The 23,357-nt window shown below is 51.3% G+C and carries 22 protein-coding genes; 13 read left to right on the forward strand and 9 right to left on the reverse strand.

Annotated features, from left to right (window positions below):
* Nucleotides 1–33 precede the first annotated feature (33 nt).
* Nucleotides 34–1,476 (reverse strand): NAD(P)-dependent oxidoreductase, encoded by a 1,443-nt coding sequence (locus IPI86_RS15810; protein ID WP_345298979.1) that lies wholly within the window; start codon nt 1,474–1,476, stop codon nt 34–36.
* A 307-nt stretch (nt 1,477–1,783) separates the two neighbouring features.
* Between IPI86_RS15810 and IPI86_RS15815 the strand changes: the two genes are divergently transcribed.
* From IPI86_RS15815 to IPI86_RS15840, 6 genes are all read left to right on the forward strand, one after another.
* Nucleotides 1,784–3,040, forward strand: a complete 1,257-nt coding sequence (locus IPI86_RS15815) for an efflux RND transporter periplasmic adaptor subunit (RefSeq protein ID WP_345298980.1) — start codon at nt 1,784–1,786, stop codon at nt 3,038–3,040.
* Nucleotide 3,041: 1 nt separating this feature from the next.
* Nucleotides 3,042–3,737 (forward strand): ABC transporter ATP-binding protein, encoded by a 696-nt coding sequence (locus IPI86_RS15820; RefSeq protein WP_345298981.1) that lies wholly within the window; start codon nt 3,042–3,044, stop codon nt 3,735–3,737.
* A gap of 4 nt (nt 3,738–3,741) precedes the next feature.
* A complete protein-coding gene (locus IPI86_RS15825) occupies nt 3,742–4,998 on the forward strand; it encodes an ABC transporter permease (RefSeq protein ID WP_345298982.1) in 1,257 nt (418 codons plus the stop codon).
* An 8-nt stretch (nt 4,999–5,006) separates the two neighbouring features.
* A complete protein-coding gene (locus tag IPI86_RS15830) occupies nt 5,007–5,720 on the forward strand; it encodes an SH3 domain-containing protein (protein ID WP_345298983.1) in 714 nt (237 codons plus the stop codon).
* A 261-nt stretch (nt 5,721–5,981) separates the two neighbouring features.
* The gene (locus IPI86_RS15835) at nt 5,982–7,478 is read left to right on the forward strand and encodes a carboxypeptidase M32 (protein WP_345298984.1); all 1,497 of its coding nucleotides are present in this window, start codon (nt 5,982–5,984) and stop codon (nt 7,476–7,478) included.
* A gap of 76 nt (nt 7,479–7,554) precedes the next feature.
* The gene (locus IPI86_RS15840; RefSeq protein ID WP_345298985.1) at nt 7,555–8,487 is read left to right on the forward strand and encodes a hypothetical protein; all 933 of its coding nucleotides are present in this window, start codon (nt 7,555–7,557) and stop codon (nt 8,485–8,487) included.
* 78 nt (nt 8,488–8,565) lie between these two features.
* On the opposite strand, the gene IPI86_RS15845 is transcribed toward IPI86_RS15840, so the two are convergent.
* From IPI86_RS15845 to IPI86_RS15865, 5 genes are all read right to left on the reverse strand, one after another.
* Nucleotides 8,566–9,225 carry a 50S ribosomal protein L25 gene (locus tag IPI86_RS15845; RefSeq protein WP_345298986.1) on the reverse strand — a complete coding sequence of 220 codons (660 nt, stop codon included), beginning with the start codon at nt 9,223–9,225 and terminating at the stop codon, nt 8,566–8,568.
* 96 nt (nt 9,226–9,321) lie between these two features.
* Entirely contained in the window at nt 9,322–9,843 is a 522-nt protein-coding gene (locus IPI86_RS15850) for a hypothetical protein (protein ID WP_345298987.1), read from the reverse strand.
* A 479-nt stretch (nt 9,844–10,322) separates the two neighbouring features.
* On the reverse strand, nt 10,323–10,949 hold the full coding sequence (locus IPI86_RS15855) for a hypothetical protein (RefSeq protein ID WP_345298988.1): 627 nt from the start codon (nt 10,947–10,949) through the stop codon (nt 10,323–10,325).
* A gap of 52 nt (nt 10,950–11,001) precedes the next feature.
* Nucleotides 11,002–12,171, reverse strand: coding sequence for a glycosyltransferase (locus IPI86_RS15860; protein WP_345298989.1), 1,170 nt, complete (start codon nt 12,169–12,171; stop codon nt 11,002–11,004).
* A gap of 79 nt (nt 12,172–12,250) precedes the next feature.
* Nucleotides 12,251–14,839, reverse strand: coding sequence for an SMC family ATPase (locus tag IPI86_RS15865; protein WP_345298990.1), 2,589 nt, complete (start codon nt 14,837–14,839; stop codon nt 12,251–12,253).
* 30 nt (nt 14,840–14,869) lie between these two features.
* Here IPI86_RS15865 and IPI86_RS15870 point away from each other — a divergent pair, with 30 nt between their 5' ends.
* The 7 genes from IPI86_RS15870 to IPI86_RS15900 all read left to right on the forward strand — a co-directional run bounded on the left by IPI86_RS15870 (nt 14,870) and on the right by IPI86_RS15900 (nt 20,212).
* Complete coding sequence (locus IPI86_RS15870) at nt 14,870–15,409, forward strand: hypothetical protein (RefSeq protein ID WP_345298991.1); 540 nt, start codon at nt 14,870–14,872, stop codon at nt 15,407–15,409.
* Nucleotides 15,410–15,438: 29 nt separating this feature from the next.
* The gene (locus IPI86_RS15875) at nt 15,439–16,527 is read left to right on the forward strand and encodes a M20/M25/M40 family metallo-hydrolase (protein ID WP_345298992.1); all 1,089 of its coding nucleotides are present in this window, start codon (nt 15,439–15,441) and stop codon (nt 16,525–16,527) included.
* Nucleotides 16,528–16,532: 5 nt separating this feature from the next.
* Nucleotides 16,533–17,588 (forward strand): M42 family peptidase, encoded by a 1,056-nt coding sequence (locus IPI86_RS15880; protein WP_345298993.1) that lies wholly within the window; start codon nt 16,533–16,535, stop codon nt 17,586–17,588.
* A gap of 3 nt (nt 17,589–17,591) precedes the next feature.
* Nucleotides 17,592–18,311, forward strand: a complete 720-nt coding sequence (locus IPI86_RS15885; RefSeq protein WP_345298994.1) for a Type 1 glutamine amidotransferase-like domain-containing protein — start codon at nt 17,592–17,594, stop codon at nt 18,309–18,311.
* 3 nt (nt 18,312–18,314) lie between these two features.
* On the forward strand, nt 18,315–19,316 hold the full coding sequence (locus IPI86_RS15890; RefSeq protein ID WP_345298995.1) for a M42 family metallopeptidase: 1,002 nt from the start codon (nt 18,315–18,317) through the stop codon (nt 19,314–19,316).
* Between the two features lie 63 nt (nt 19,317–19,379).
* Nucleotides 19,380–19,850, forward strand: coding sequence for a hypothetical protein (locus IPI86_RS15895; protein WP_345298996.1), 471 nt, complete (start codon nt 19,380–19,382; stop codon nt 19,848–19,850).
* 17 nt (nt 19,851–19,867) lie between these two features.
* The gene (locus tag IPI86_RS15900; protein ID WP_345298997.1) at nt 19,868–20,212 is read left to right on the forward strand and encodes a hypothetical protein; all 345 of its coding nucleotides are present in this window, start codon (nt 19,868–19,870) and stop codon (nt 20,210–20,212) included.
* An 88-nt stretch (nt 20,213–20,300) separates the two neighbouring features.
* On the opposite strand, the gene IPI86_RS15905 is transcribed toward IPI86_RS15900, so the two are convergent.
* The 3 genes from IPI86_RS15905 to IPI86_RS15915 form a co-directional block, all read right to left on the reverse strand.
* Nucleotides 20,301–20,822: a DUF456 domain-containing protein gene (locus IPI86_RS15905; RefSeq protein ID WP_345298998.1), complete on the reverse strand. Its 522-nt coding sequence runs from the start codon at nt 20,820–20,822 to the stop codon at nt 20,301–20,303.
* Nucleotides 20,823–20,886: 64 nt separating this feature from the next.
* Nucleotides 20,887–22,158 (reverse strand): serine--tRNA ligase, encoded by a 1,272-nt coding sequence (gene serS, locus IPI86_RS15910; protein ID WP_345298999.1) that lies wholly within the window; start codon nt 22,156–22,158, stop codon nt 20,887–20,889.
* Between the two features lie 355 nt (nt 22,159–22,513).
* Entirely contained in the window at nt 22,514–23,185 is a 672-nt protein-coding gene (locus IPI86_RS15915; protein ID WP_345299000.1) for a hypothetical protein, read from the reverse strand.
* Nucleotides 23,186–23,357: the final 172 nt, after the last annotated feature.

Here is a 23,357-nt window from a genome sequence, read left to right on the forward strand (position 1 = left end):
CGCCCTGCTTTTATACCCTGCCCTCACAACAGGTTATTTTTTATTTTTCAGGTACTCATCGATCGACAATGCGGCTTTTCTTCCACCGACCATGGCTGTGACGACAAGATCGGGGCCGGTAACACAGTCACCGCCTGAGAATACGCCCGGGCGCGATGTGTTGCCGCGTGCCTTGTCTTTTACGGTGATCAAACCCCAATCATGAACTTCGAGATCGGGAGTGGTTTTTCCGAGAATGGGATCAGGCCAATAACCGAGCGCCAAAATGGCGGTATCTGCGGCCACGCTAAAATTGGAGCCTTCCACCGGAACAGGCTTGCGGCGTCCCTTGGCGTCAGGTTCACCAAGTTTCATTTCGATGCATTCCACGGCGGCAAGTCGTCCATCTGACCCTGCGATGAATTTGACCGGCTGGGTAAGGAAGCGATATTTTGCGCCTTCTTCACGAGCCATCTTGCGGTCTTTCTTTCCGCCGGGCATTTCCTTTTCAGTACGGCGATAGAGACAGGTCACATCTTTGGAGCCAAGTCTCAGGGCTGTACGCAAACAATCGGAGGCTGTATCACCGCCGCCGATGACAACAACGCGCTTGCCCACTTCCAATGGCTCGCGCATATTTTCGGGAAGCTGGTCACGATCCACGTTGCCGCGGATGAGGAAATCTGTCGCTTCGTAAACACCGGGGAGATTCGTGCCCGGAGTATCTTCCATTTTCGCATCGATCTCAGAGCCGACCCCGATGAAAACGGCTTCGAAGCCTTCTTCGAAAAGACCGTCAATGGTTTTATCTTTGCCAATATAGGTATTGGGAACGAACTTCACACCGGCACGCTCAAACTCTCCCCATTTTTCCTCCCAAACTTCCTTGGAAAGTTTGAAATTGGGGATACCATACACAAGCAAACCGCCTGGCGCAGGCTTGGATTCAAAAATGGTTACTTCGTACCCTTTTTGAACGAGCATTTCGGCACACCCCAAACCAGCAGGGCCAGCGCCGATCACTGCAACCTTTTTTCCAGTGGGGATTCCGAGGGGGATGACATATCCTTGTGTGCGGCGTTCATAATCCACAGTAAACGCTTCCAATTCACCACACAACACGGGTTGATGATGTTTGTTCAAAACACAGGAACCCTGGCACAAAGCTTCGTGCGGGCAGACACGCCCGCATACTTCGGGAAGGGAACTTGTTTGATGATAAATACCGGCAGCTTCCACAAAACGTCCCTGCTCGATCAGCCACATGGCAGAAGGAATATCATTGGCTGTTGGGCAGGCCACCATGCAGGGGGCGGGGTCCGGACAATGAATACAACGCGCGGCTTCAACCATCGCGCGTTCGGGATCAAATTCAATGACTACATCTTCAAAATCGCAAGTACGTACTTCTGCCGGACGTAGATCAAGGTCAAAAAAAGGACGATTGGCGCGTTCTTTGCGGTCGATAGCCAAGAATTCGCTGGGAACAGCCTGCATAATGCCTCCAGAAACCAAAAAAAGGTTCCACTACATATAAAGTTTTACGACCTGTTATAGATGATACTAAATCTACTTGTTCAGACACAGGCTTATATGTCACCAAACCCGATGACAATCGTCACAATTTTATCATTAGACATTTCTTAATTCCTACATCCAAAAAGGCGCCTTTTCGTATTCCTAAATTAGAATAGAAACAATAAAACCTGCACAATTTCTACATATTAATTGGTTAAACTTATCAAGTTAAAAAAGTAAGAATACACGGAAGCAGATGGACTGTCTTCCTGGAGGATAAATCACAATGAAACAATTTTTTACAAAGATCTCCCGCAGAGCATGGATCATCATAGGTGTTGTTGCGGCTGTTGTGCTCGCAGTTGTATTTTTTAGCACAAGAGGAAGTGCGGAACCCCTATTCCAAACCGCGGCGGTAGAACGTGGCAACCTCGTAGCTATGGTTGGCGCCACGGGCAGTGTCCGCGCGAGGCAAAGCGCCATACTTATCTGGCAGACGACGGGCGTTGTCAAAGACATTTACAAGGAAGTTGGAACCCCGGTCAAACGCGACGAAATACTGGCCAGCCTCGATAAGAATTCCCTCAACCAAAGTGTGATCCTCGCAGAATCAGACCTTGCCAGTGCAAAAAAGGCGTTGGAAGATTTACTTTCTTCAGATACTGCCCGCGCACAAGCCCTGCGCGCAGTGGATACCGCCGAGGAAGCTTATAAGAAGGCCTATAATTACCGCCTTGAATTAAACGGTTTGATCTCGATCACCGAGACCTATCTCGTGCGAGGAGTCCCCAAAGTCCGCACATATAAAGGATATGCAGACGCCGAGACTATCGCAGATGCCGATGAAAAACTTGCCCTGGCAGAAGCCCAACTCAAAGATGCGCGCCGCAATTTGGACCGCCTGCAAAATGGCGTAGACCCCGCCGACCTGGCCGCAGCTGAAGGACGAATCGCCGCAGCGCAATCCACCTTGAATATGGCGCATATCATCGCTCCATTTGATGGAACCATTACCCAGGCTGAACCCTCCATTGGAGATCAAGTCACCGCCGGTACAGTAGCCTTTCGCATTGACGATGTCTCTCACATGCTGGTTGATTTGCAGGTCTCCGAAGTGGACATCAATAACGTCACCATCGGCCAGCCTGCCACATTGACATTTGATGCCATCCTCACGAAGGAATATCACGGCAAGGTGGTGGAAGTGGGACAGGCCGGTGATACGGTGCAGGGCGTTGTCAGCTTTACGGTTACGGTTGAATTGACCGATGCTGATGAACTCGTCAAACCCGGCATGACCGCTGCCGTCAATGTCGTCATCGAAGAACAAAAAGATGTATTGCTGATTCCCAATCGGGCAGTGAGGTTGGTGGATGGTGAACGAGTGGTGTACGTGCTTGTTGACGGCCAGCCTGTACAGGTCAAGATCAAGCTCGGCACTTCATCCGACACAATGAGTGTGCTGGTTGGAGGCGATATCAAGGAAGGCGATCAAATCATTTTGAATCCACCATCCAATAATGGCGGGCCGTTTGGAGGCTAACATGGATTTGGTGATCGAAGCCCGCAATCTTACGAAAACATATAAGATGGGCGAGTTTGACGTGCAGGCGCTGCGCGGCGTATCGTTTACGATCGAGCGCGGCGAAGTGGTCTCCATTATGGGACCTTCCGGCTCGGGCAAATCCACTATGATGAACACACTGGGCTGTTTGGATAGACCCACCTCAGGCGAATACATTCTGGACGGAGAATCGGTCGGTGAAATGAATGACGACCAGCTTGCCAGTGTGCGCAACCGCAAGGTCGGATTCGTCTTTCAAAGTTTCAACCTGCTCTCGCGCCTGACCGCTTTGGGAAATGTTGAACTGCCATTGCGTTATGCAGGGCTTACCGAAGGCCGCCGCGAACGCGCACAAGCCGCCCTCGAGGCGGTTGGATTAAAAGACCGTATGACGCATCGTCCCTACGAACTTTCAGGCGGACAGCAGCAGCGTGTGGCTGTAGCCCGTTCGCTTGTGAACAACCCCGCCATCATCATGGCCGATGAGCCAACAGGAAATCTCGATTCCAAAGTTGGCAAAGAGATCATGAATCTTTTGCTCAATCTCAACAAGGACCGCGGCACCACATTGATCATCGTCACGCATGATCCATTGATTGCCGAACAAACCCAACGTGTCATTCGCCTGCGTGACGGTGAACTTGACCCAGCTTCCGAACTGACAAGGAAGGGATGAAAACATGAACTTTACACAAGCCCTTCTCGAAGCCATTGAAAGTTTGAATGGCAACAAAATGCGCTCCGGCCTGACCGTGCTCGGCATTGTCATCGGCGTGGCGGCAGTAATCGCCATGCTTGCAGTCGGTAATGGCGCACAGGCTTCCATCACCGGTTCCATCAGCAGCATTGGTACAAATCTATTATTCGTATTCAGGGGCAGCGCAGATGGACCTCCCGGAGGACCTGGCAGCGGTGGAAGTGGAAATAATGACCGCCCTCTCACCCTCTCAGATGCTGAAGCGATCGCTGACCCACTGGCAGCCCCTTCTGTTGACCTTGTGGCCCCCGCCATTCAAGGCAATGGGACGATCACATTTTCAGGTGAAAACACCACCACGACGATCTCAGGCGTTACACCGGGGTATGCCCCTGTTCGCAACCTCGAACTTGCCGAAGGCGAATTCATTAATGAAGAACACATCCTCGGAAGAATGTCTGTCGTGGTGCTTGGCCCTGAAACCGCAATCGCCATCTTTGGTCATTCTGATGGAATCGTCGGCGAAACGATTCGTATTGAAGGTCAGCCGTTTCGCATCATCGGCGTATTGGTGGCAAAAGGCGGCGGCGCGTTCGGCAGCGAAGATAACAGCGCATATATTCCATTCACCACGGCGCAGGCACGCCTGATCAAACGCAGTTCGCTCGATGAAATTGATGTACTCTTCGTGCAGGCCACCACCGCAGAGTCGGTGCCTCAGGCCGCGGATGAGATTTCGAACATTTTACGTCAGCGCCACCGCACCCCTATTGGCGATGACGATTTCACCGTCTTCACACAACAGGACTTCCTGCAAACTTTCGAAACCATCACCGGCGTTCTCACCATCTTCCTCGGCGGTATCGCGGGTATTTCCCTGCTCGTGGGCGGCATTGGCATCATGAACATCATGCTCGTTTCCGTCACAGAACGCACTCGCGAGATTGGTCTGCGCAAGGCGTTGGGTGCGCGCAAAAAGGACATCCTCCTGCAATTCCTCACCGAATCCTCCCTGTTGAGTTTGATCGGCGGCATCATCGGCGTCATGTTTGGCTGGCTGATCGCATTCACGGTGGGACAGGTTGCCACCGCAACAGGAAACAACTTCGTACCGATTGTCGGAACGGATGCCATTTTGCTTTCAACAAGTTTCTCTGCTGTCATTGGCCTGTTCTTTGGGATCTATCCCGCCAGCCGCGCGGCAAACCTGGAACCCGTGGAAGCCCTGCGTTACGAATAGGCAAGTGAATGATCAAGTCATCCCAAATACAACGAAGGATACTCACCGCCACCCTGACCATTATGCTGCTTCAGGCATGTATGCAAGTCAGGGTGGACGCGCCTCCCGCGCTCCCCACCCCGCAGGATATCGAAACGGTGGCAATCGCGGAACAGCCTGCGGCGACCGCAACCAGCACGCCGACAACTGTCCCTGCCACAGCGACAGAGATCTCCCCGACAGCAACGACCCAGCCACGGGTCGTCATTAGCGCGGTCAAGGGCAATATCTTCATCCGCCGCGGACCGGACATGGCGTTCAATCCCATCGGCGTGCTGTACAAAGATACGAGCGCCCCGGTCATTGCCCGCGATGTACTTTCAAACTGGGTGCAGATCGTCATCCCGAATTCCGATCAAAAAGGCTGGATCTCCATTCAAACGCAATATTCAAAAGTGGACGGCGACCTGAAGACCTTGCCCGAATTCACCACCACCGAGTGGCCCACCCCGGCCTATTTGCGAAACTGTACCCATCATCAAATGTATATCCTGCCCGCCGAGGTTATCCTGCTTTCCTCGTTCGACCAGCCCGATAACATGGTCTGGCTTTATCCTGGCACCTACACCGTTTATGATTTGGAAGTGTCTGGCGAACCTGAAGTGACCACCGTGGAGGTACGCGAAGGCGTCACCGTGGAAATTTTGGATGACGGTGCGGGCGAGCACCGCAAATGCCCATAAACTGACTTTTGCAACAGCCACTTCTGAAAAGGATGGCTGTTTTTTTATCCGCAGGTTTCACAAATTTAGAAAAATTCCCTCAAAAGTCTGCAGATTGTTTATGCCATAATCCCTACGCGGGAGGGATGCCAAATCACTCCCCCATGGGATAAAATCAACCAAAGCGGAAATTAATTACAATTCCCACTCAGAATCACCCCTGACTTACAATTCAATACAATTTGTTGTAAAGTCATGCAATAAATAAATCTGGAGGTTTTTGTGTCTGAAAAATTGAATGAACTAAAGGAAATCCTCGGAGAAGTTCGTGACCTGTACCACGCGGCATCGGTGCTGGAATGGGATCAAAATGTAAGCATGCCGCCCGGCGGCAGTGAAGCCCGAGGCCAACAGCTTTCCACGCTGGGCAAGATCGCCCACGAAAAATCAACTTCCGATAAAGTCGGGAAACTACTCGATGAACTCAAAAAAGAATTCACCGATAAGGATTCGGATGAAGCCGCACTGATCCGTGTCACTGCGCGCAATTACGAAAAATCCACCCGCGTGCCCGCCTCATTTGTCGCTGAACAGGCCATCGTCACCGCCAAGGCGTTTGATGTCTGGGTCGAAGCAAAAGGCAAATCCGATTTCTCCATCTTCCAGCCGCATCTCGAACGCGTCGTGGAAATGACCCAGAAATATATTTCCTTCTTCCCGCCCGCAGACCATCCCTACGATGTTCTGCTTGATGACTACGAACCGGGCATGAAGACCGCCGATGTAAAAGAGATCTTCGATCATTTGCGCCCACAGCAGGTGAAACTGCTCAAGGCCATCCGATCTGCCAAACAGGTCAAGGATGATTTCCTCTTCAAGAAATACAATGAAAAAAAGGTCTGGGATTTCGGCGAAAAGATCATTACCAAGTTCGGTTATGAGTGGAGCCGCGGCAGACAGGACAAAGCCCCGCATCCGTTCCAAACCACTTTCAGTGTAAACGATACCCGCATCACCAATCGCTTTGAACCCAACAATCCGTTGTCTACTCTTTTCAGCGCGATGCATGAAGCAGGTCACGCAATGTACGAGCAGGGCAGCAACCCCGCCTACGAACGCACTCCCCTCGCAGGCGGCACCTCGCTCGCGGTGCACGAATCACAATCGCGCATGTGGGAAAACCTGGTTGGCCGTTCGCTTCCATTCTGGGAACATTTCTTCCCTGAAATGAAAAAGACTTTCCCATCCCAGTTGGATGGCATCAGCCTCAAGACATTCTACAAAGGCATCAACAAGGTCGAGCCTTCGCTCATCCGCGTGAATGCCGATGAAGCCACCTATAACCTGCACGTCATGCTGCGCCTCGAACTCGAGATCGGCATGATCGAAGGTAAATTTGCGATCAAAGACATGCCCGAAATTTGGAATTCGAAGATGCAGGATTATCTCGGCATCGTTCCCCCGGATGACGCGCATGGTGTTTTGCAGGATGTCCACTGGTCGAATGGCTTAATGGGATACTTCTCCACCTACGCACTCGGCAACCTCGTCTCGGCGCAGTTGTGGGAAAAGATCAACAAAGATATCAAAGACCTCGACGATCAGATCCGCATGGGCAAGTTCGACTCCCTGCTAAACTGGCTGCGTGGGAAGATTCACATCTTCGGCCAAAAATATGACCCGCAGGATCTCGTTCAAAAAGTCACCGGCTCCAAGATCGATGCAGCCGCTTACGTCCGCTATTTGACAAAGAAATACAGCGACATTTACGGTCTGTAAAAAATTTGTCCCGCAGGCAGTTTGGAAATTTAACCGAATTCCATCCCTGCCTGCGGGACAGTGATTCCTGTAGCCCATGAAAAAATACCTCATCCTTCTCGCCTCCCTACTTACGCTGTTATCTGCCTGCTCGCAATTGACAGAGTCAGCGCCCACAGCGGATTCTGCCAATTCACTTCCAACCGTTGTCGCGTTGACTGGTCAGGCCGCCTTCGCCACCGCCAGCGCGCTGGCTCCCACCACCATTCCGCCAACGGAAACACTCATCCCCACCGAAACACCCATCCCGACCACTCCACTGCCCTCCGCCACACCCACTGTCGCCGCGGGATTTGTCGATTTCGCAGAGATCCACTTCCTGTCGCCGGGGCCGATGTCCAGCCTTGTTTCCCCGATCAATTTACAAGTGATCCTCATCGCAGGCGAAAGCGAGATCGTACAAGTGGATCTGCTTGGTGAAGATGGCCGCGTGCTCGAACGGGTGCTGGAACGTGTTCAGCGCAATCTTGCAGGTAACTATCGCAGCTTTGAACTTTCATTTGAAACACGGGCCGTTTCTGAAAAAGGCTACATCCGTATCAGCTCAAAAGATGACCACGGACGCATTCAGGCACTTAACACCATGCCCGTGCTTTTGTATTCCATTGGCACCAATCAGATCAACCCGCTTGGGAACATGATCTACGAACGCATCATGTATGCAGGATTGGAAGATGGGGATGAGATTTTCGGCGGCGTCATCAACCTGAAAGGACGTTTCTGGCCCGTCAACGAACAGCCCGCCTTTCTCGAATTGATGCTTCCCGACGGCGAAGTCATCTCATCGCGGGTGCTTGATTTCAATGGCATCGATACGCAGGAATTCGAAACCACACTCCCCTACAAGGTCACTGAACCCACGCTCGCACGTCTCAGCCTTCGTCAGGATAACCCCGACATCACTATCAGCGATCCCGATCTCAAAAAATATGTCTACATCTACACCATGGAAGTGATGTTGTATCCGTAATTTCTTTATAAGATATGTCGTTTTGCCAACAAAAAAAACCGCCATCCAATGGATGACGGTTTTTGATTCGAGCAAAGCTTACTTCTTTTCTGCGCCTTCTTCGTCTTTCTTACCACGTTCCACGCTAAGGCCAGGAGCGGCGGCTTCAACGCCTGGAACCACGGCGCCTTCTTCAGCGACTTCTTCCTTGGCGAGGGTGGCGATGATCACAATCTCATCGGCATCTTCCAACACAGCCACATTCTCGGGAAGAGCAATATCGCGAACGCGGATGCTGTTGCCGATTTCCTTAATGGTGGAAATGTCAACAAGAATACGCTCGGGCAGGTCGGTGGGCAAACATTCCACTTCGAGCTGTTCCATGCGATGTACGAGCACGGCGCTGTAATCCTTCACCGCGGAGGAAACACCAGTAAAGGTAAGGTGCACCTTCGTGGTGATCTTTTCGGTCAAGTCCACAGCGAGGAAATCGATGTGCGTAAGATTACCTTTGATATAGTTGCGCTGCTTTTCGCGCACGAGGGCGGCATATTCCGTGCCGTCCACATCGATCGTCACGAGAGTGGACGATGTCAATTTGGCAAAAACAAGTCCGGTGCTGTGCGCTTCAAGCGAAATAGCGATCGGCTCAACGTGACGACCATAGATCACCGCGGGCAGCTGACCATCGCGGCGCAATGCCTTCACCTGCTTGCCTGTTACTTCACGCTTGGAAGCCTTCAATACTACTTTTTCCATCTTTACTCCTTGGGCGCCTCTCACCGCGATCACGCGGTTACCTTCACCCTATAAAATGAATTTCTGCAAAGCGGCTTATTCCGCTGAACATTTGATTTACTTTCGGCCGAACAACATGCGGCCCAACAATAACATGATCCCTGCAAATAATCCGCCAACCAGGCCTGCGATCAACGCGCCGCGCGTATCGATCACCGTGGTCACATTGCCTTCCACCCTGCGGGAAAGCAGAATGATCGACTCGATCTTCTCGCCGCGGACTTCACGGCCTGCCACAACGCCTGCGTAGGCATTGCCGAATTCGACGTTTCCTGCCACGACCACGCCTGCCACGCCATTAACAGAAATTGTCTCAGCCCGGACAGCCCCCACGAGATTATCCTGCATGGTCGCTTCCGCTGCCTGAACCAACCCAACAATGGAATCGCGAACTGCTGCATTGGAAGCTTTCACATCCACAGCGGCGCTCATCCCCAATTCCACATCCTCCGCCTCAATACTTTGTGCAGAGCTTTGATGCATCCGCACCAATTCAGCCTTGACCAACTCCACGTCTACATGTGAAAGGTTGCTTACCTGAGACTGGTCATTTTCGGGGCTGGCAGAAGGTTCGTTCATGGCACGCTCTTTTGTTTATGGCGGAAAAACGCGCCTCCGCGGAGGCGCAGGAACAACGGCTTGGATTTTATACGCGGGGGAAGGATTCGTCAAGGATATGCGCAAAAAGGGCTATTCTTCGATTTTCAGGCTGACTAAGGCAGGAAATCTAAATTACCTGAGTTTGCTAACATCTCAATAGATTATCACGATTTCCTGCCAGCACCCTCACCCTGCCCTCTCCCAACGAGAGAGGAGGAAACCCGTTCCGATTAAAAATTAGGCTAAATGGGATTAAGGGATGCTTTGGAAGACAATGTGCAACCTGAAATTAAATTAACCCAAGTTGCTATCTTTTTGATTTTTAGTTAAAAGCCAAACTTTCAGCCGCGAATTCCACGAATTTTCGCTAATTGATTTCCGAAAATTCGCGTGAATTGGCGTAATTCGCGGCAAAAATCCTGGCTCCTGCTTTTCAAGCACCCGAGTGGCAACTTGAGTTAAATTAGGTTGTATATGATCCAACCAGATATTGCAATCACAACTACAAGAAAAATCCGTTTTATGATTTGGAATTCTGTTAATCCAAAAAACTTGTCTTTGTAACGAATATTTTCATTTTTGGCGTCTGTTAATTTCAACAGAAAATCCTTGATGTGATCTGCCTCCACCTTGAAACTAACCATTACAAGTAAATACCCAAAGATAAACATTCCAAGCAATGGTAGATTTTTCCATAGCGACGACATCTGCCAAAGCCCAGTTTTGATCATCTCCAAAATCAGATTCGCCACCTCATTGAAAAACAGATAACTGATGGCCCCTAGCCAAAAAGTCCAGAATATAAGGGACAAAGAACTTAACCGCATCGAAATCAGGATGAAACTTCCTGAAACATCCTGTCGAATGGTGCCAGAAACTTCGGGAGTGAAGTTACGTGTTAATGTAGCAACCCGCACCATCCAAAAGGAATTTCTATTCACCACACCATAATATGATTTCTTAATAGCGAAAAGCGGTTTCCACCACGTTTTTTTCGTCTCTATAGCAGCGCGAAATCTATAAAAAATCTCATCGGAGTTTAGGGTAGTATATATCTCAAAATTTTCAAAGGGAAAATAATCCATTTCAAAAATCCCATCTAAACCAAATATACGCCTTAAGCAGGTTTTTACTCGCTTATTTGGCAGGGTGATATTTTCTACCGCGCCAGGTGACTCCCTGCCCCGAGATGACCTTCCATGCAGAAGCAATCATCATGGCGGCAAACACGCCTGCACCCAGCGGAACTGTCCATGCATACCAGGCAGAGATGTGCATTTTACGGGCTACTTGAGCGCGCGCCAAAAGCAGAACTCCCCACACAATCAATGCCTCGCTGACGATCCCAACCGCCAGCCATCCCCCACCCTGTAAATACCAAGCCACGCCCAACATCGGCCAGACAGGCAGGAACAAGGCCACAAGCAGGGCAAGGGTGGCACCAAAGGCACCCAACAACAACATGGCAGGATGGTCATGCAAGCCGAGATAAATATTCTTCGTCCAGCCTTCCCACATGGTTTCGAGAGAAGTGTACATGCGTGTGCGAATCACCTGCAACCCATCAGCCACGATCAAACGATACCCATTCCATTTGACCTGCTCAGAGATGGCCTTATCTTCCACGATCTGGTCTTTCACTTTTTCATGTCCGCCGATGGCATCGTAGACTGTGCGTCGGATCAAGATGAATTGTCCATTGGCGATGGCATCGCGGCGCTTCGGGTCGTTGACTTTTCGCGGGGAGAACCCCACTGAGAGAGCGGTCATCACCAGCGGCATGACCACCTTTTCCCAGAATGAGCCAAGTACCTGCTGAGTCAGGGTCGTGAACAAGTCCGCTTTGGTCTCGAGGGCTTTGGCATAACAGGAGGAAATGGCATCAGAGTTGAGGAAAGTATCGGAATCCACAAAGCACAGCCACTCGCCGCGGGCCACTGCCGAGGCCTGGAACAATGCATGCGGTTTGCCAGCCCAGCCTTCGGGCAGGTCTGATCCGCTGATTGGGAGGAGACGAGAGTCGCGGGATGCGATCTCTTTCAATTGAGTCAGAGTCGAATCAGTGGAGCGGTCATCCAAAACAATGACTTCGATGTTCGGATAATCCTGCGCAAGCGCGGATTCAACACAGTTACGGATATTTCTTTCTTCATTGCGGGCGGGGATGCAAAGCGAGATCAGCGGCGCATCAGCAGCAGGAGGTTTGGCAGGCGTAACAACAATATCAAGATGATATTGATTATGAATCCAATACAGAATGATGAGTGCGGCAACAAAGAGGATGGTGGATATGATGAAATAAGGCATGAGGTTTTGGATAAAAGTGATGGGTGAAAAGCGAAAGGTAAAAAACGTTTTTACAACTTCTCACTTTTTACTTCTCAATTTAGATCACTTTCACCGTTGAACCCCGCTCCGTCTTTTCCACTTCAATACGATTTGGAAAGGCGTCTTTGAGTTCGTCGAGATGAGTGATGACGAGGATCTTGGCAAAGTCATGTTTGATGAGGTTGATGGCTTCGATCAAACGCTGGCGGCCCTGCGCATCCTGTGAACCAAAGCCTTCATCGATGACCAGGGTTTGCAGGCGTGCGCCCTTACGCTGCGAAAGGATCTCGGAAAGCGCGAGGCGGATGGCAAAGTTCACACGGAAGGCCTCGCCGCCCGAATACATTTCATAATCGCGCAGCCCTGCAGAATCACTGATCTGAATGTCAAGCGTTTCTTTCAGGTCGTCGCGTTTTTTATCTTTATATTCAGCCTGCGTAACAAAACGGATCGACATGTGGCCATCGCTCAAGCGATCGAGCAGGTCATTTGCCTTTTGCTCGATCTGCGGCAGCGCCTGCTCGATCAACAAGGCAGGCACGCCATCCTTGCCGAATGCGCGTTCCAAATTTTTGTAGCGGACAATTTGCTGGTTGAGTTCTTCGCGCTGGGTGGAGTAATCGGCCTTGCGCGCGCGGAGCGTGACAAGCACTTCCACTTTTTGCCGCGCCGCGCCAACTTGATCGCGGGTTCGGTTTTCATCTTCACGTAAAGCGAATAATTCGCGCTCGGCTTCATCCAGATTCGGATTAAGCGATTCAGACTCAGCCAAAGTCTGCGCGGCAATACGATGTGTCTCTTCGCTTTCCCTCACTTCTTCTTTCTTCTTACTTCTTTCCTCTACCAGTTCGCTGATCTCTTTTCCAATCCGTTTGCTCAGCTCGCGGGCAGAATCAAGTTTGCGATACTCTTCCTCGATCTCGCGCAGATCAAATTCCTCTTTGCGTTTTTCCTCGTGCGCGGAAATATCGTAGCCAAGTTTGGCAAGTTCCTTATCCAATTTCGCCAGTCCTTTGCGCGCATCGGCAGCGAAGGATTCTTTTTCAAGAAGCTTGTTGACTTCCGCCAGTCGTTTTTTGCCAGACTTATCCCATTCCTTTGCCGCAGTCTGGAGAGTTTCGATGCGTTCGGTCAACTGGGAAATGGTGTTGGAATATTTCAATCGGTCATTTTCAGTATTTGCCAATTGGGTAATTTGTAATTCACAATTGGCAATTTGCTTTTCAGTGGTTTCGATCTCCGTTTTATTCGAGCGGAATCGGTCCCCCATTTCCTTCCCTATCGCCTTCAATTCCTTCAGGGTCGATTTTCGATGGGCTTCGCTCAACTCCTGCCCGCATAGCGGACAAGTTGCGCCGTCGGCTTCTTCGAGCGAGTCGAGGCGTTTTTTGGTTTCATCCATATCACTGCGCAGCGATTCATTCTCTGTTTTCAACGCCGCGAGTCTTTCGCGGGACTCGTTTCGCTGGTTCTCCAATTCACCGCGTTCTTCGATCTTTGCTTCCACTTCCTGCAAAGCAGATTGTGCAGATTCGATCTGCTGTTCCAATTCAGCGATCACAGAAACCTGTTCAGCGATCACGGAAAACTGGTCGTTCAAACTCTCCTGCTCCTGCTCCAGCTTCGCCTTTTCCACTTCGATCTCGCGCACCAAAGGCTGACGTTTTTCCTCATGTTCGCGGAATTCCGCAGCGATTTGGTCGAGCGATTCCAAGTCCTTGCGCGCTTTTTGCCACGCCTTGTACGTAGCTTCAATTTCTTTTGCGCGATCCACCAAATCAGCATACGCGGCACGCTCAGATTCCTTTTCAACAAGTCGGTTTTCCAACCCTGCCAGTGAAAAACGTGCACGCTCCAGCGCAGCGGACAAGGTCTCGGCCAGCTTACGCTGTTCGTTGATCAAAGCCGAATTCTTTCTGATCTTCTCAAGCTCCGCCTCTTGCACAGCACGCGAAGTTGACAACTGCTTCAGTGCGCTTTCAAGCTCCGCAAGCCGTAACTTGCGCAAATCTTCCTCAGCCAATTCCGAATCGATCTCTGCCACACGGCCGTCGATTTCATCCACTTCACGTTCGATGAGTTTTCTTTTCTCTGCGGCACGGTCTTTGTACTCATCCCAAATTTCCAAGCCGAGGATGGAACTCAAAACCGCTTTTCGGTCACCCGCCTTCTTTTGGGTGAATTCATCAGCCTTGCCCTGCAAAAAGAAGGAGGCATTGATAAAGGTATCGTAATCAAGCCGCAAAGTCTGTTCGATGCGCGCCTGCGTATCACGGGTCGTCTTTTCGGTAAGTGGCTTCCACTTTCCACTTTCCACCCCTGCCTTCTGTTCGCCCTCGTCTAAAACCTGAAACTCCAACAAGGTGCTTTTATTGCGCGGCAGAGTCCTTTGCACGCGGAACACATTGCCTTCGTATTTGAAAGTCAACGCAACTTCAGCGGCTTTCACATCGGTATTCAGGTTGATAATGTCGGTGCTTTTTCCGCGTGCCTCGCCGAACAACACCCAGGTGAACGCATCCAGCAGGGACGATTTGCCCGCGCCGTTATGCCCCGAGATGCAAGCCAGATCGAAGGAATCAAAATCCAATTCAACGGGATCGCGATACGAGAGAAAACCTGAAATTCGAAGACGTAGAGGAATCATAGGATGATGTTGGATTATAATCGACACGATATGTTTGAAACCGACGCACCCCGCACTCGCAACCGAATGAGAGCCCTTGCGGTCATCCTCGCCACCATTCCCTGCTATTGCATCGGGTTTATCTTTCTTTCACTTGCGCCAGATGCAAAACCGACCGCAACACCCACTGCCACCGTCCTCACGGTAACTGGCACGCCTTCCACACCCACCCAAAGCCTCACCCCATCCATCATTACGAACACCGTCACCCAGATTGTCATCGTCACCAATACACTGACGGCAACTCCCACTTTAACACTCACCCCATTCCAGCCGAACACGGTTACTTTAACGTTCACACTCACCCCCAGTATCACACCGACCTACACATTGACCAATACACTCACCCCCAGTATCACGCCCAGTGTCACCCTCACCCCTACTTCAACAAACACGTTGACCATTACACCTTCCCCCACCATCACATTGACCCCGTCTCTCACGCCGACGATCACGTTGACGCCCACCCCAACCAACACACCTCCCCATCTCCCACCGCATTTGGGGGATAACGCAATTCAAGCATCATAAAATTCTTTGAAAGCCATTAGGGTTCACCAATGAGCGATATTCTCCCATTTCTAAAATCAATCATCTCTGTTGCAGGCCTTTCGGGACATGAAGCCCCCGTAGCGGACCTCATCGAAAAGCAGTGGACTCCGCTGGTGGATGAGATCAGCCGAAGCAAACTCGGTTCTTTACATGGACTGAAAAAGGGTACGCCTTCGAAAGGCATTTCCAAACCCGAAAAAGCCCCCCGCCCTTCCGTACTCATCGCCACCCACATGGATGCCATCGGCCTGATGGTCACCCGCATTGTGGACGGATTTTTATACATCACCAATATCGGCGGCATTGATCATCGTGTTCTGCCAGGCACGCCCGTCACCGTCCATGCCACAGGGAGCGGAGAGGATTTGTACGGGGTCATCGTCATGCCGCCTGGCAGTTTACTGCCTGAGGGCAAGGGCGAAGGCGCTGTCAACTTGAAATATCTCATGGTGGATACAGGCCTCCTGCCTGCCGACGTCTCGAAGCGAGTCCGCGTTGGGGATAGAGTCTCCTTTAATACGGAACCAGTTGAAATGTCAGGTGGACTCGTGAGCGGACACAATCTCGATAACCGCGCCTCCGTCGCCGCGCTCACCGTCTGCCTTGAAGAATTACAATCCAAATCGCATATGTGGGATGTGTGGGCGCTGGCCTCCGTGCAAGAGGAAGTGACCTACGCAGGCGCTTACACATCTGTATTTCAATTGCGCCCCACCATCGCAGTCGCATTGGACATGACCTTCGGAACAGGCGCGGGCGCGAGCGGATATCAAACCTTCCCGCTCGGCAAGGGACTGACGCTTGGCATCGGCCCGAGTGTCCATCCGTTTTTGCATAAGCGCATGAAAGAAGTTGCTGAAAGAGTCGAAATCCCCGTCAAGGATGAAGCCATGCCAGAAATGTCATCCACCGATGCCGATGCCATGCAATTGACAGCGGAAGGCATCCCCACAGTGGTGGTCAGCATTCCGCAACGGTACATGCACACCCCTGTGGAGGTCGTTGCGCTGAAAGATATTCAACGCGCTGGCCGTTTGCTCGCCGAATTTATCGCTTCGCTCGAAGAAGATTTTCTTACCAGAATCGTGTGGGATTAATCAATATGCTTTCAATTGGCACACCTCAAATCAACCTGCTCGAAAAATTATGCAATGCCATGTCCGTTTCAGGAGACGAGGGCGAAGTGCGCCGTATTGTCCTCGAAGAAGTGAAACCCTTCGCCGATGAAGTCAAAGTGGATGCGCTCGGCAGTGTGCTTGTGCGCAAGAATGCGGCGGCTTCTGCTGGCAAAAAACCTTTGCGCGTATTACTCGATGCACACATGGACGAAGTGGGTTTCATGATCGTCAACGATGAAGGCGATGGCTTTTATCAATTCGAAGCAGTCGGCGGCATTGACCCGCGTCACCTCGTCGGCAAACAGGTCATCGTCGGCAAGGATCACAGCAAGGGCGTGATCGGCGCAAAACCCATTCACCTCGCCTCCAGCGGTGAAATGGACCATACCATCAGCATCGATTCAATGAAGATCGATCTCGGCCTCGAAGGCAAGGCCAAAGTGGGCGACCGTGCCACCTTTGCCACGAAGTTCAAAAAGGTCGGGCCTTCCATCATGTCCAAATCCATCGATGACCGCATCGGTGTGGCGATTTTGATCGAGTTGTTGAAAAACGCACCGAAGAACATCGAGCTTTGCCTCGCATTCAGCGTGCAGGAAGAGATCGGTCTGCGCGGTGCAAAAGTGGCGGCTCATTATTTCGACCCTGACCTCGCCATCGCCGTCGATTCCACGCCTGCGCGCGACCTGCCCGATTACGATGGAAATGAAAACACAAAATACAACACACAGCTTGGGCTTGGCCCCGCCATTTACGTGGCGAATTCATCCACGATCGATGACCCGCGTCTTGTAAAGTTTCTCGAAGACACGGCCGCCAAAAATAAGATTCCCTATCAATTGCGCCAGCCTGGCGGCGGCGGCACGAATGCAGGCGCGATCCAGCTATCGCGCGCGGGCGTGCCTGTGGTTTCGGTTTCGGTGCCGCATCGTTACACCCATTCCCCCATCAGCGTTTCGCGCGTGGACGATTGGAAGAACACGTTAAATCTATTGCACACGGCATTGAAGGCCATGTCACCTGATTTACTTAAAAGGTAGAAGATGAACGGATTGATCGCTTTATTGGGTTCTGGTGAATATCTTTCGGTCATGGATGATGTCGATCGTCATCTGCTGGCAAATTGCGGAGTGACCGACCGCAAGCCGCGTGTGGTCTGTCTGCCGACTGCAGCAGGAAAGGAAGGCGATGCAAGTGTGAATCGCTGGTCGAAAATGGGCGTGGAGCATTTCACCCGCCTCGGAGCTGACGTTCAAGCTGTTCCTGTCATCGACGCAGAGTCAGCCAATGATCTGAATCATGCGTCGGCTGTGGAAGATGCGGATATCGTCTATTTTTCAGGCGGCGATCCCTCGTATCTGCATCGCACCATGAAAGACAGCCTTGTCTGGCAGGCCGCTCAAAAAGCATGGGCGCGTGGAGCCGTGTACGCGGGCTGTTCGGCAGGCGCGATGATTCTCGGGCGCGAGATCCCCGATTTCCGCGCGATGGGGCTGCGTTCCATTCCAGCCTTTGGTTTGATCGCCGCCGCGTTCGTGATGCCGCACTTTGACGCCATTCCATTATTTGGAAAGCCGCTCGTCTCCGCCCTGCGCGGACGTTTAAAGGCGGGCGAAATAATGATAGGCATCGACGAAGACACCGCCATCGTCGGAAAACAGAATGAAGAATGGATCGTGCTTGGACATGCAAAAGCGCATGTGTTTACAAAGAATGAAAGCCGCAGTTACAGCGCAGGCGAAAAATTTTCCCTAGGAAATTAACCGATGAAACAATTGCTCAAAACACTCACTGAATCCTTTGGTCCGTCAGGCTATGAAGATGCCATCCGCAAGATCGTGGTGACAGAGGTGAAACCGCTCGCCGATGAAGTGCGCGTGGATGCACTCGGCAATGTGATCGCGCGCAAAAAGCCCGCCAGCGGGGCGAAGAATCCCAAAAAGATCATGTTCGCCGCGCACATGGATGAGATCGGTGTCATCGTCAGCCATATCGATAAAAACGGTTTTGTGCGTTTCACCAACATCGGCGGGACATTTGGCCGATATACGCTCGGGGCGCGCGTCCGCTTTTTGAATGGGGCCTCAGGCGTCGTTGGGTATGACCGTTTGGAGCAGATGGATCACTGGCTGCCCATCGACAAAATGTACATCGATGTGGGCGCAACCAGCAAAAAGGATTGTCCCGTCAAAGTGGGCGATGTGGCCGCATTCGAACGTCCCTTTGTTGAAATGGGTAATCGCATCGTTGCCAAATCGCTGGATGACCGCACGGGTGTGGTGGCATTGATCGAAGCCATGCGCGCGGTCAAATCCACGCCCAATGACTTGTATTTCGTGTTCACCACGCAGGAAGAGGTCGGCACACGCGGAGCAGGTACAGCCGCCTATGGTGTTGACCCCGACATCGGCATCGCGGTGGATGTGACCCCCACTGGCGATACGCCCAGCTCGCTCAAGATGGTGATGGAACTTGGCAAGGGTCCGTGCGTAAAATTCCGCGATGTAGGCATGTTATCTGATCCGCGTGTGGTGGATTGGATGCTCCAAACCGCAGAGAAGGCGAAGATTCCCCATCAACGCGAGGTTCTTTTGGTGGGCAGCACCGATGCGCGTGAGATCCAGGTTTCGCGGGCGGGCGTCATGGCGGGAGCGGTATCCATCCCGGTGCGCTACGTCCATTCTTCTTCCGAGATGGTGGATTACGACGATATGAAGAATACCGTTAAATTGCTTGCCGCACTGGCTTCAAAGCCTGTGACTTTCTAATCATGACAGACCCTAAAGGTTTCAGAAACCTTTAGGGTCTTTTCGTTAATATGCGAGGCAAAAATGGGTGACTATAACCGCTCAACCACCGAAATCAATTTTGCAAACATTTCCCCCGATATCTTGCAGGCCATTCACAAATACATCGAACTTCACAACCTCGGTGACATCCTCAACGGGGTGACGCACTGTATCGTTTCAACATCTGAAAAAATCAAAAAGGGATTGTTCAGCGGGCCAGGGCCAAAATTGCTGGTGGAGACCGCCATCCTGACGAACCGTTGGCTGATCCTCGCCGATCGGGTGGATCAGAACGCAGTATTTATCAAATCGATGCAGCTTCAGGATATCGTGATCGAAGATTACGAGAAGAGTCTCTTCTATTCAAAAATCCCCGATACAGGCCTGAACATCACAGGCCGATTCACAGATGCCAGCGAACAGGGCATGATCTTCCTGCCGCTCGGCAAGGACATTGCTGGTGACACATTTAAAGAAGCACTCATCCACGCTGCGCAGGAAGCGAAAAAGTAGTTCGAGGGGAGTTGACGATGGCAAAAAATAAGAATTTCGACCCATCCGATGCGGAAGATTATCTAAGCCAGATGAAATGGAAGAGCGATCATGCATATCGCCGCACCCCGTGGTATCTCATTCCAAAATGGAAATACAAACCTGTATCTCCGTATAAAAAAGAACGTCCAGATTCTGCCTTTTTACAGGTCGTTGTTGTCACCCTATTCGTGATTCCAGTGGGGCTTATCCTCTATTTGCTATTTAGCGGCTATTTCTGGAAAGCATTTGGCATCTTTGCTTTTACATCCTTCGTTGGGTCGATCTTGTTTCTCGCCATCCGCGACGCGCAGAAAAAATTAAAAGATAAAAACGATGATTGACCCTTAAAAGAGAATTGCCGCGAATTTCGCAAAAATCAGCGTAATCCGCGGCAAAAGCGGACTGAAGTCCACATTTCTCATCAACAGTCTATATCCACGCCCACAGACCCCAAAAGGCGATCATCACCACGCCGATGCCGAACCTTGCAGCCAGTGACCAGCCCCAGCCTGTCATCCAGGCTTTGGTGTTATCAAAGGCGGGCTGTTTTTCCTTGAGACGATACCATTCCGCCAGATACAACCCAAGCGGAGAGGCGATAATTCCCGCAATCGGAGTGAGGAACAAGCTGACCACGATCCCCGCCGCGAACGCCCAAATGATCGAACTCCAAGGCACATTCTTATCGCGCACATGCTTGGCGATAATGATGTTATCCAAAACATTGCCGCCGATCATCAACAGGGTGATGACGATAAAAAGCAGCCAACCCACCCACGTCATGTTTCCCACGGTTGCCCGTGCAAGAGCGTAGACGAGTGTGGCGATCCACATCACGGTCAGCCCGGGGAAAACGGGAATTAACAATCCAAACAAACCGAAAAGCAAAATGACGAATGTGGTCACTTCCAGAAATACTTCAACAAACAGTTTTACGGCTTCAGGGTCCATTAAGTCTCCTTCCACATGACTCCCATCTCCCGCGAAATATGGGAGATGGGTTTGAGGGCGGGGGCTACGGCTTGATCACATCAATGCCGCCCATCCACGGGCGCAGAACTTCGGGCACCACCACAGAACCATCAGCCTGCTGATAGTTTTCCAACACGGCGATCAACGTGCGCGGCAGGCCCAGGCCCGACCCGTTCAATGTATGTACGAACTTCGCCCTGCCTCCGTCGCTGGGACGGTACTTGATACTGGCGCGGCGTGCCTGAAAATCGGTCACATTGGAGATCGACGAAACTTCAAGCCACTCATCGCAGCCGGGTGCCCACAATTCAAGGTCATAGGTCATCGTCGAGCCGAATCCAAGGTCGCCGGTGCATAGACGCTTCACACGATACGGAACCCCCAACAAAGCGCAGGTCTCTTCCGCATCCTTCAGCATCTTTGCATGCTGGGCTTCCGACTCTTCGGGTTTGCAATAGGTGTACATCTCGACCTTGTCAAATTGATGTCCACGCTTGATGCCGCGCACATCGCGGCCTGCGCTCATCTTCTCACGACGGAAGCATGGAGTGTATGCCGTATAAAGTTTCGGCAATGCGGCTTCATCCAAGATCTCGTCCATGTGCAAACCAGTCAGCGGAACTTCGGCGGTCGGCACGAAGTAGTAATCCTCTTCGTGATCCTTGTACAAGTTGTCTGCAAATTTCGGCAATTGACCCGCACCGAACACAACCGCGGTCTTCACCATGAAAGGCAGGTACTCTTCCTGATACCCCTGGCGGGTGTGCAGATCAAGCATCCATGCGATCAGTGCGCGCTGTAATCTTGCGCCTGCTTTTTGCAGCACATAAAAACGGGAGCCGGTCAACTTCGTCCCGCGCTCAAAATCGAGGATTCCAAGAGCAGGCCCAAGGTCCCAGTGAGGAAGCGGTGTGAAATCGAATTTGCGCGGCTCGCCCACCGTCCTCAATATCACATTCTCGCTGTCATCCTTACCGTAGGGCGTGCGAGCATCGGGAATATTTGGAAGTGCGGATGTGAGGTCGTTCAATTGAGTTTCGACTTCAGCGACCTGCCGATCCAACTCTGCGATCTGATCACCGACCACACGCATCGCTTCGATCTTCGACTGTCGGGCTGCTGCATCTTTCATTTGCCCGATCTCCTTTGAGACAGCGTTCCGCTCCGCCTTGAGCGTTTCCACCTGACCGAGCAGGGCGCGTCGTTTTTCATCCAGTTGCAGAATGCCATCCACCGGGGAGGCATCCATCTGGCGATCCTTCAACGCCTTGCGGACGACATCGGGTGTTTCGCGAATAAGATTGATATCCAACATGTTGCACCTCCATGTGCATTTAACAGAATACGCCCCGGTCCATTGCAGGACGAGGGGGCGTCTCGTGGTGCCACCTGCTTTACCTGCCCCCTCCGTCCCGTTTCGCGGAAAACCTCCCCCATTTTCTACGAAAATGGAGGAGGCCAAGTGGGGTCAGGCCTCTTGGCTTGCGCAATAACGGGCGCACCCGACTCTCTTACGACGATGAACGTCCCTGCAAGAGCAACATAACGAAGGGGATTTCACTGCTTTGCCTGCCATCTCGCACCAGCCGATGGCTCTCTGAAAGGGAAGGCAGATACTTGTCTTCGCGTGAGTCTACTTGGGCTGAATTATACGCACGGGTAATGAGATGTCAAGCGGTCTTGTTGATCAGCGCATTAATTTCATGCAAAACCGTTCTATAAAAGAAAGCAAGCCAGAAGACGATGCCAAAGTATTTCAGCATGTCTCCAGTGGTCATAAACTGATCGAAGAAGGGAATGATCACCGCAATGCGGCGGGAAATCACCAGTAAAAAGAATGCCGCGCCGAACAAAAGATAATCATATTTCAGGATTTGGGTCGTGAAAAACATCAGATAAATAAGAAACGTGAAAAAATAAAGCAGGTAAAAGAACGACTCCGGCGCATGGAACATTCTGGGGAATATTTTGTCATGCAGCCGATACAAATCGTCAATTCCTAAAAACAGACTCAGAAGGCCCGAGCCTATGATAAACCTCAACGTATCCTTCGGCGCATTTTGTTTTTTCAATATCACAGCCCCAAATAAACAAATAACAGCGGTCGTGATCCATAAAATTACACTCCAATTGGAGAGCATCCCAATATACGGGGGGAAATTCATCACTTCGGCGGGATCTTTTGCCAGTTTCCAAATGGGATTATCGGTCAGTTCTGCAATCAGCACAGTAAACCCCGCACCGCACAGAGAAACAAGAATGCCAATGACTGTTGTCGGCCAAATCTCCAGCAACTGCTTTTTGATGTTTAAAATTGAGAAACGCGAAAAAATCTGTGACACGATCTACCTTTCCATTCCTTTGGTGGTTTGCATATCCAACCCATTTCTTTACGAGTCAGTTGTTGCAAATTTATCATAAATTACGTTCAAAGTGATGGTATTTTCAAAACAGCCAGACCCTCCAAAAGGAGGGTGCCGGAAAGCGGAAAATCCATATAATTCGAGCATTCAA

Source organism: Candidatus Villigracilis affinis (assembly GCF_016705895.1).
GTDB classification, from domain to species: domain Bacteria; phylum Chloroflexota; class Anaerolineae; order Anaerolineales; family Villigracilaceae; genus Villigracilis; species Villigracilis affinis.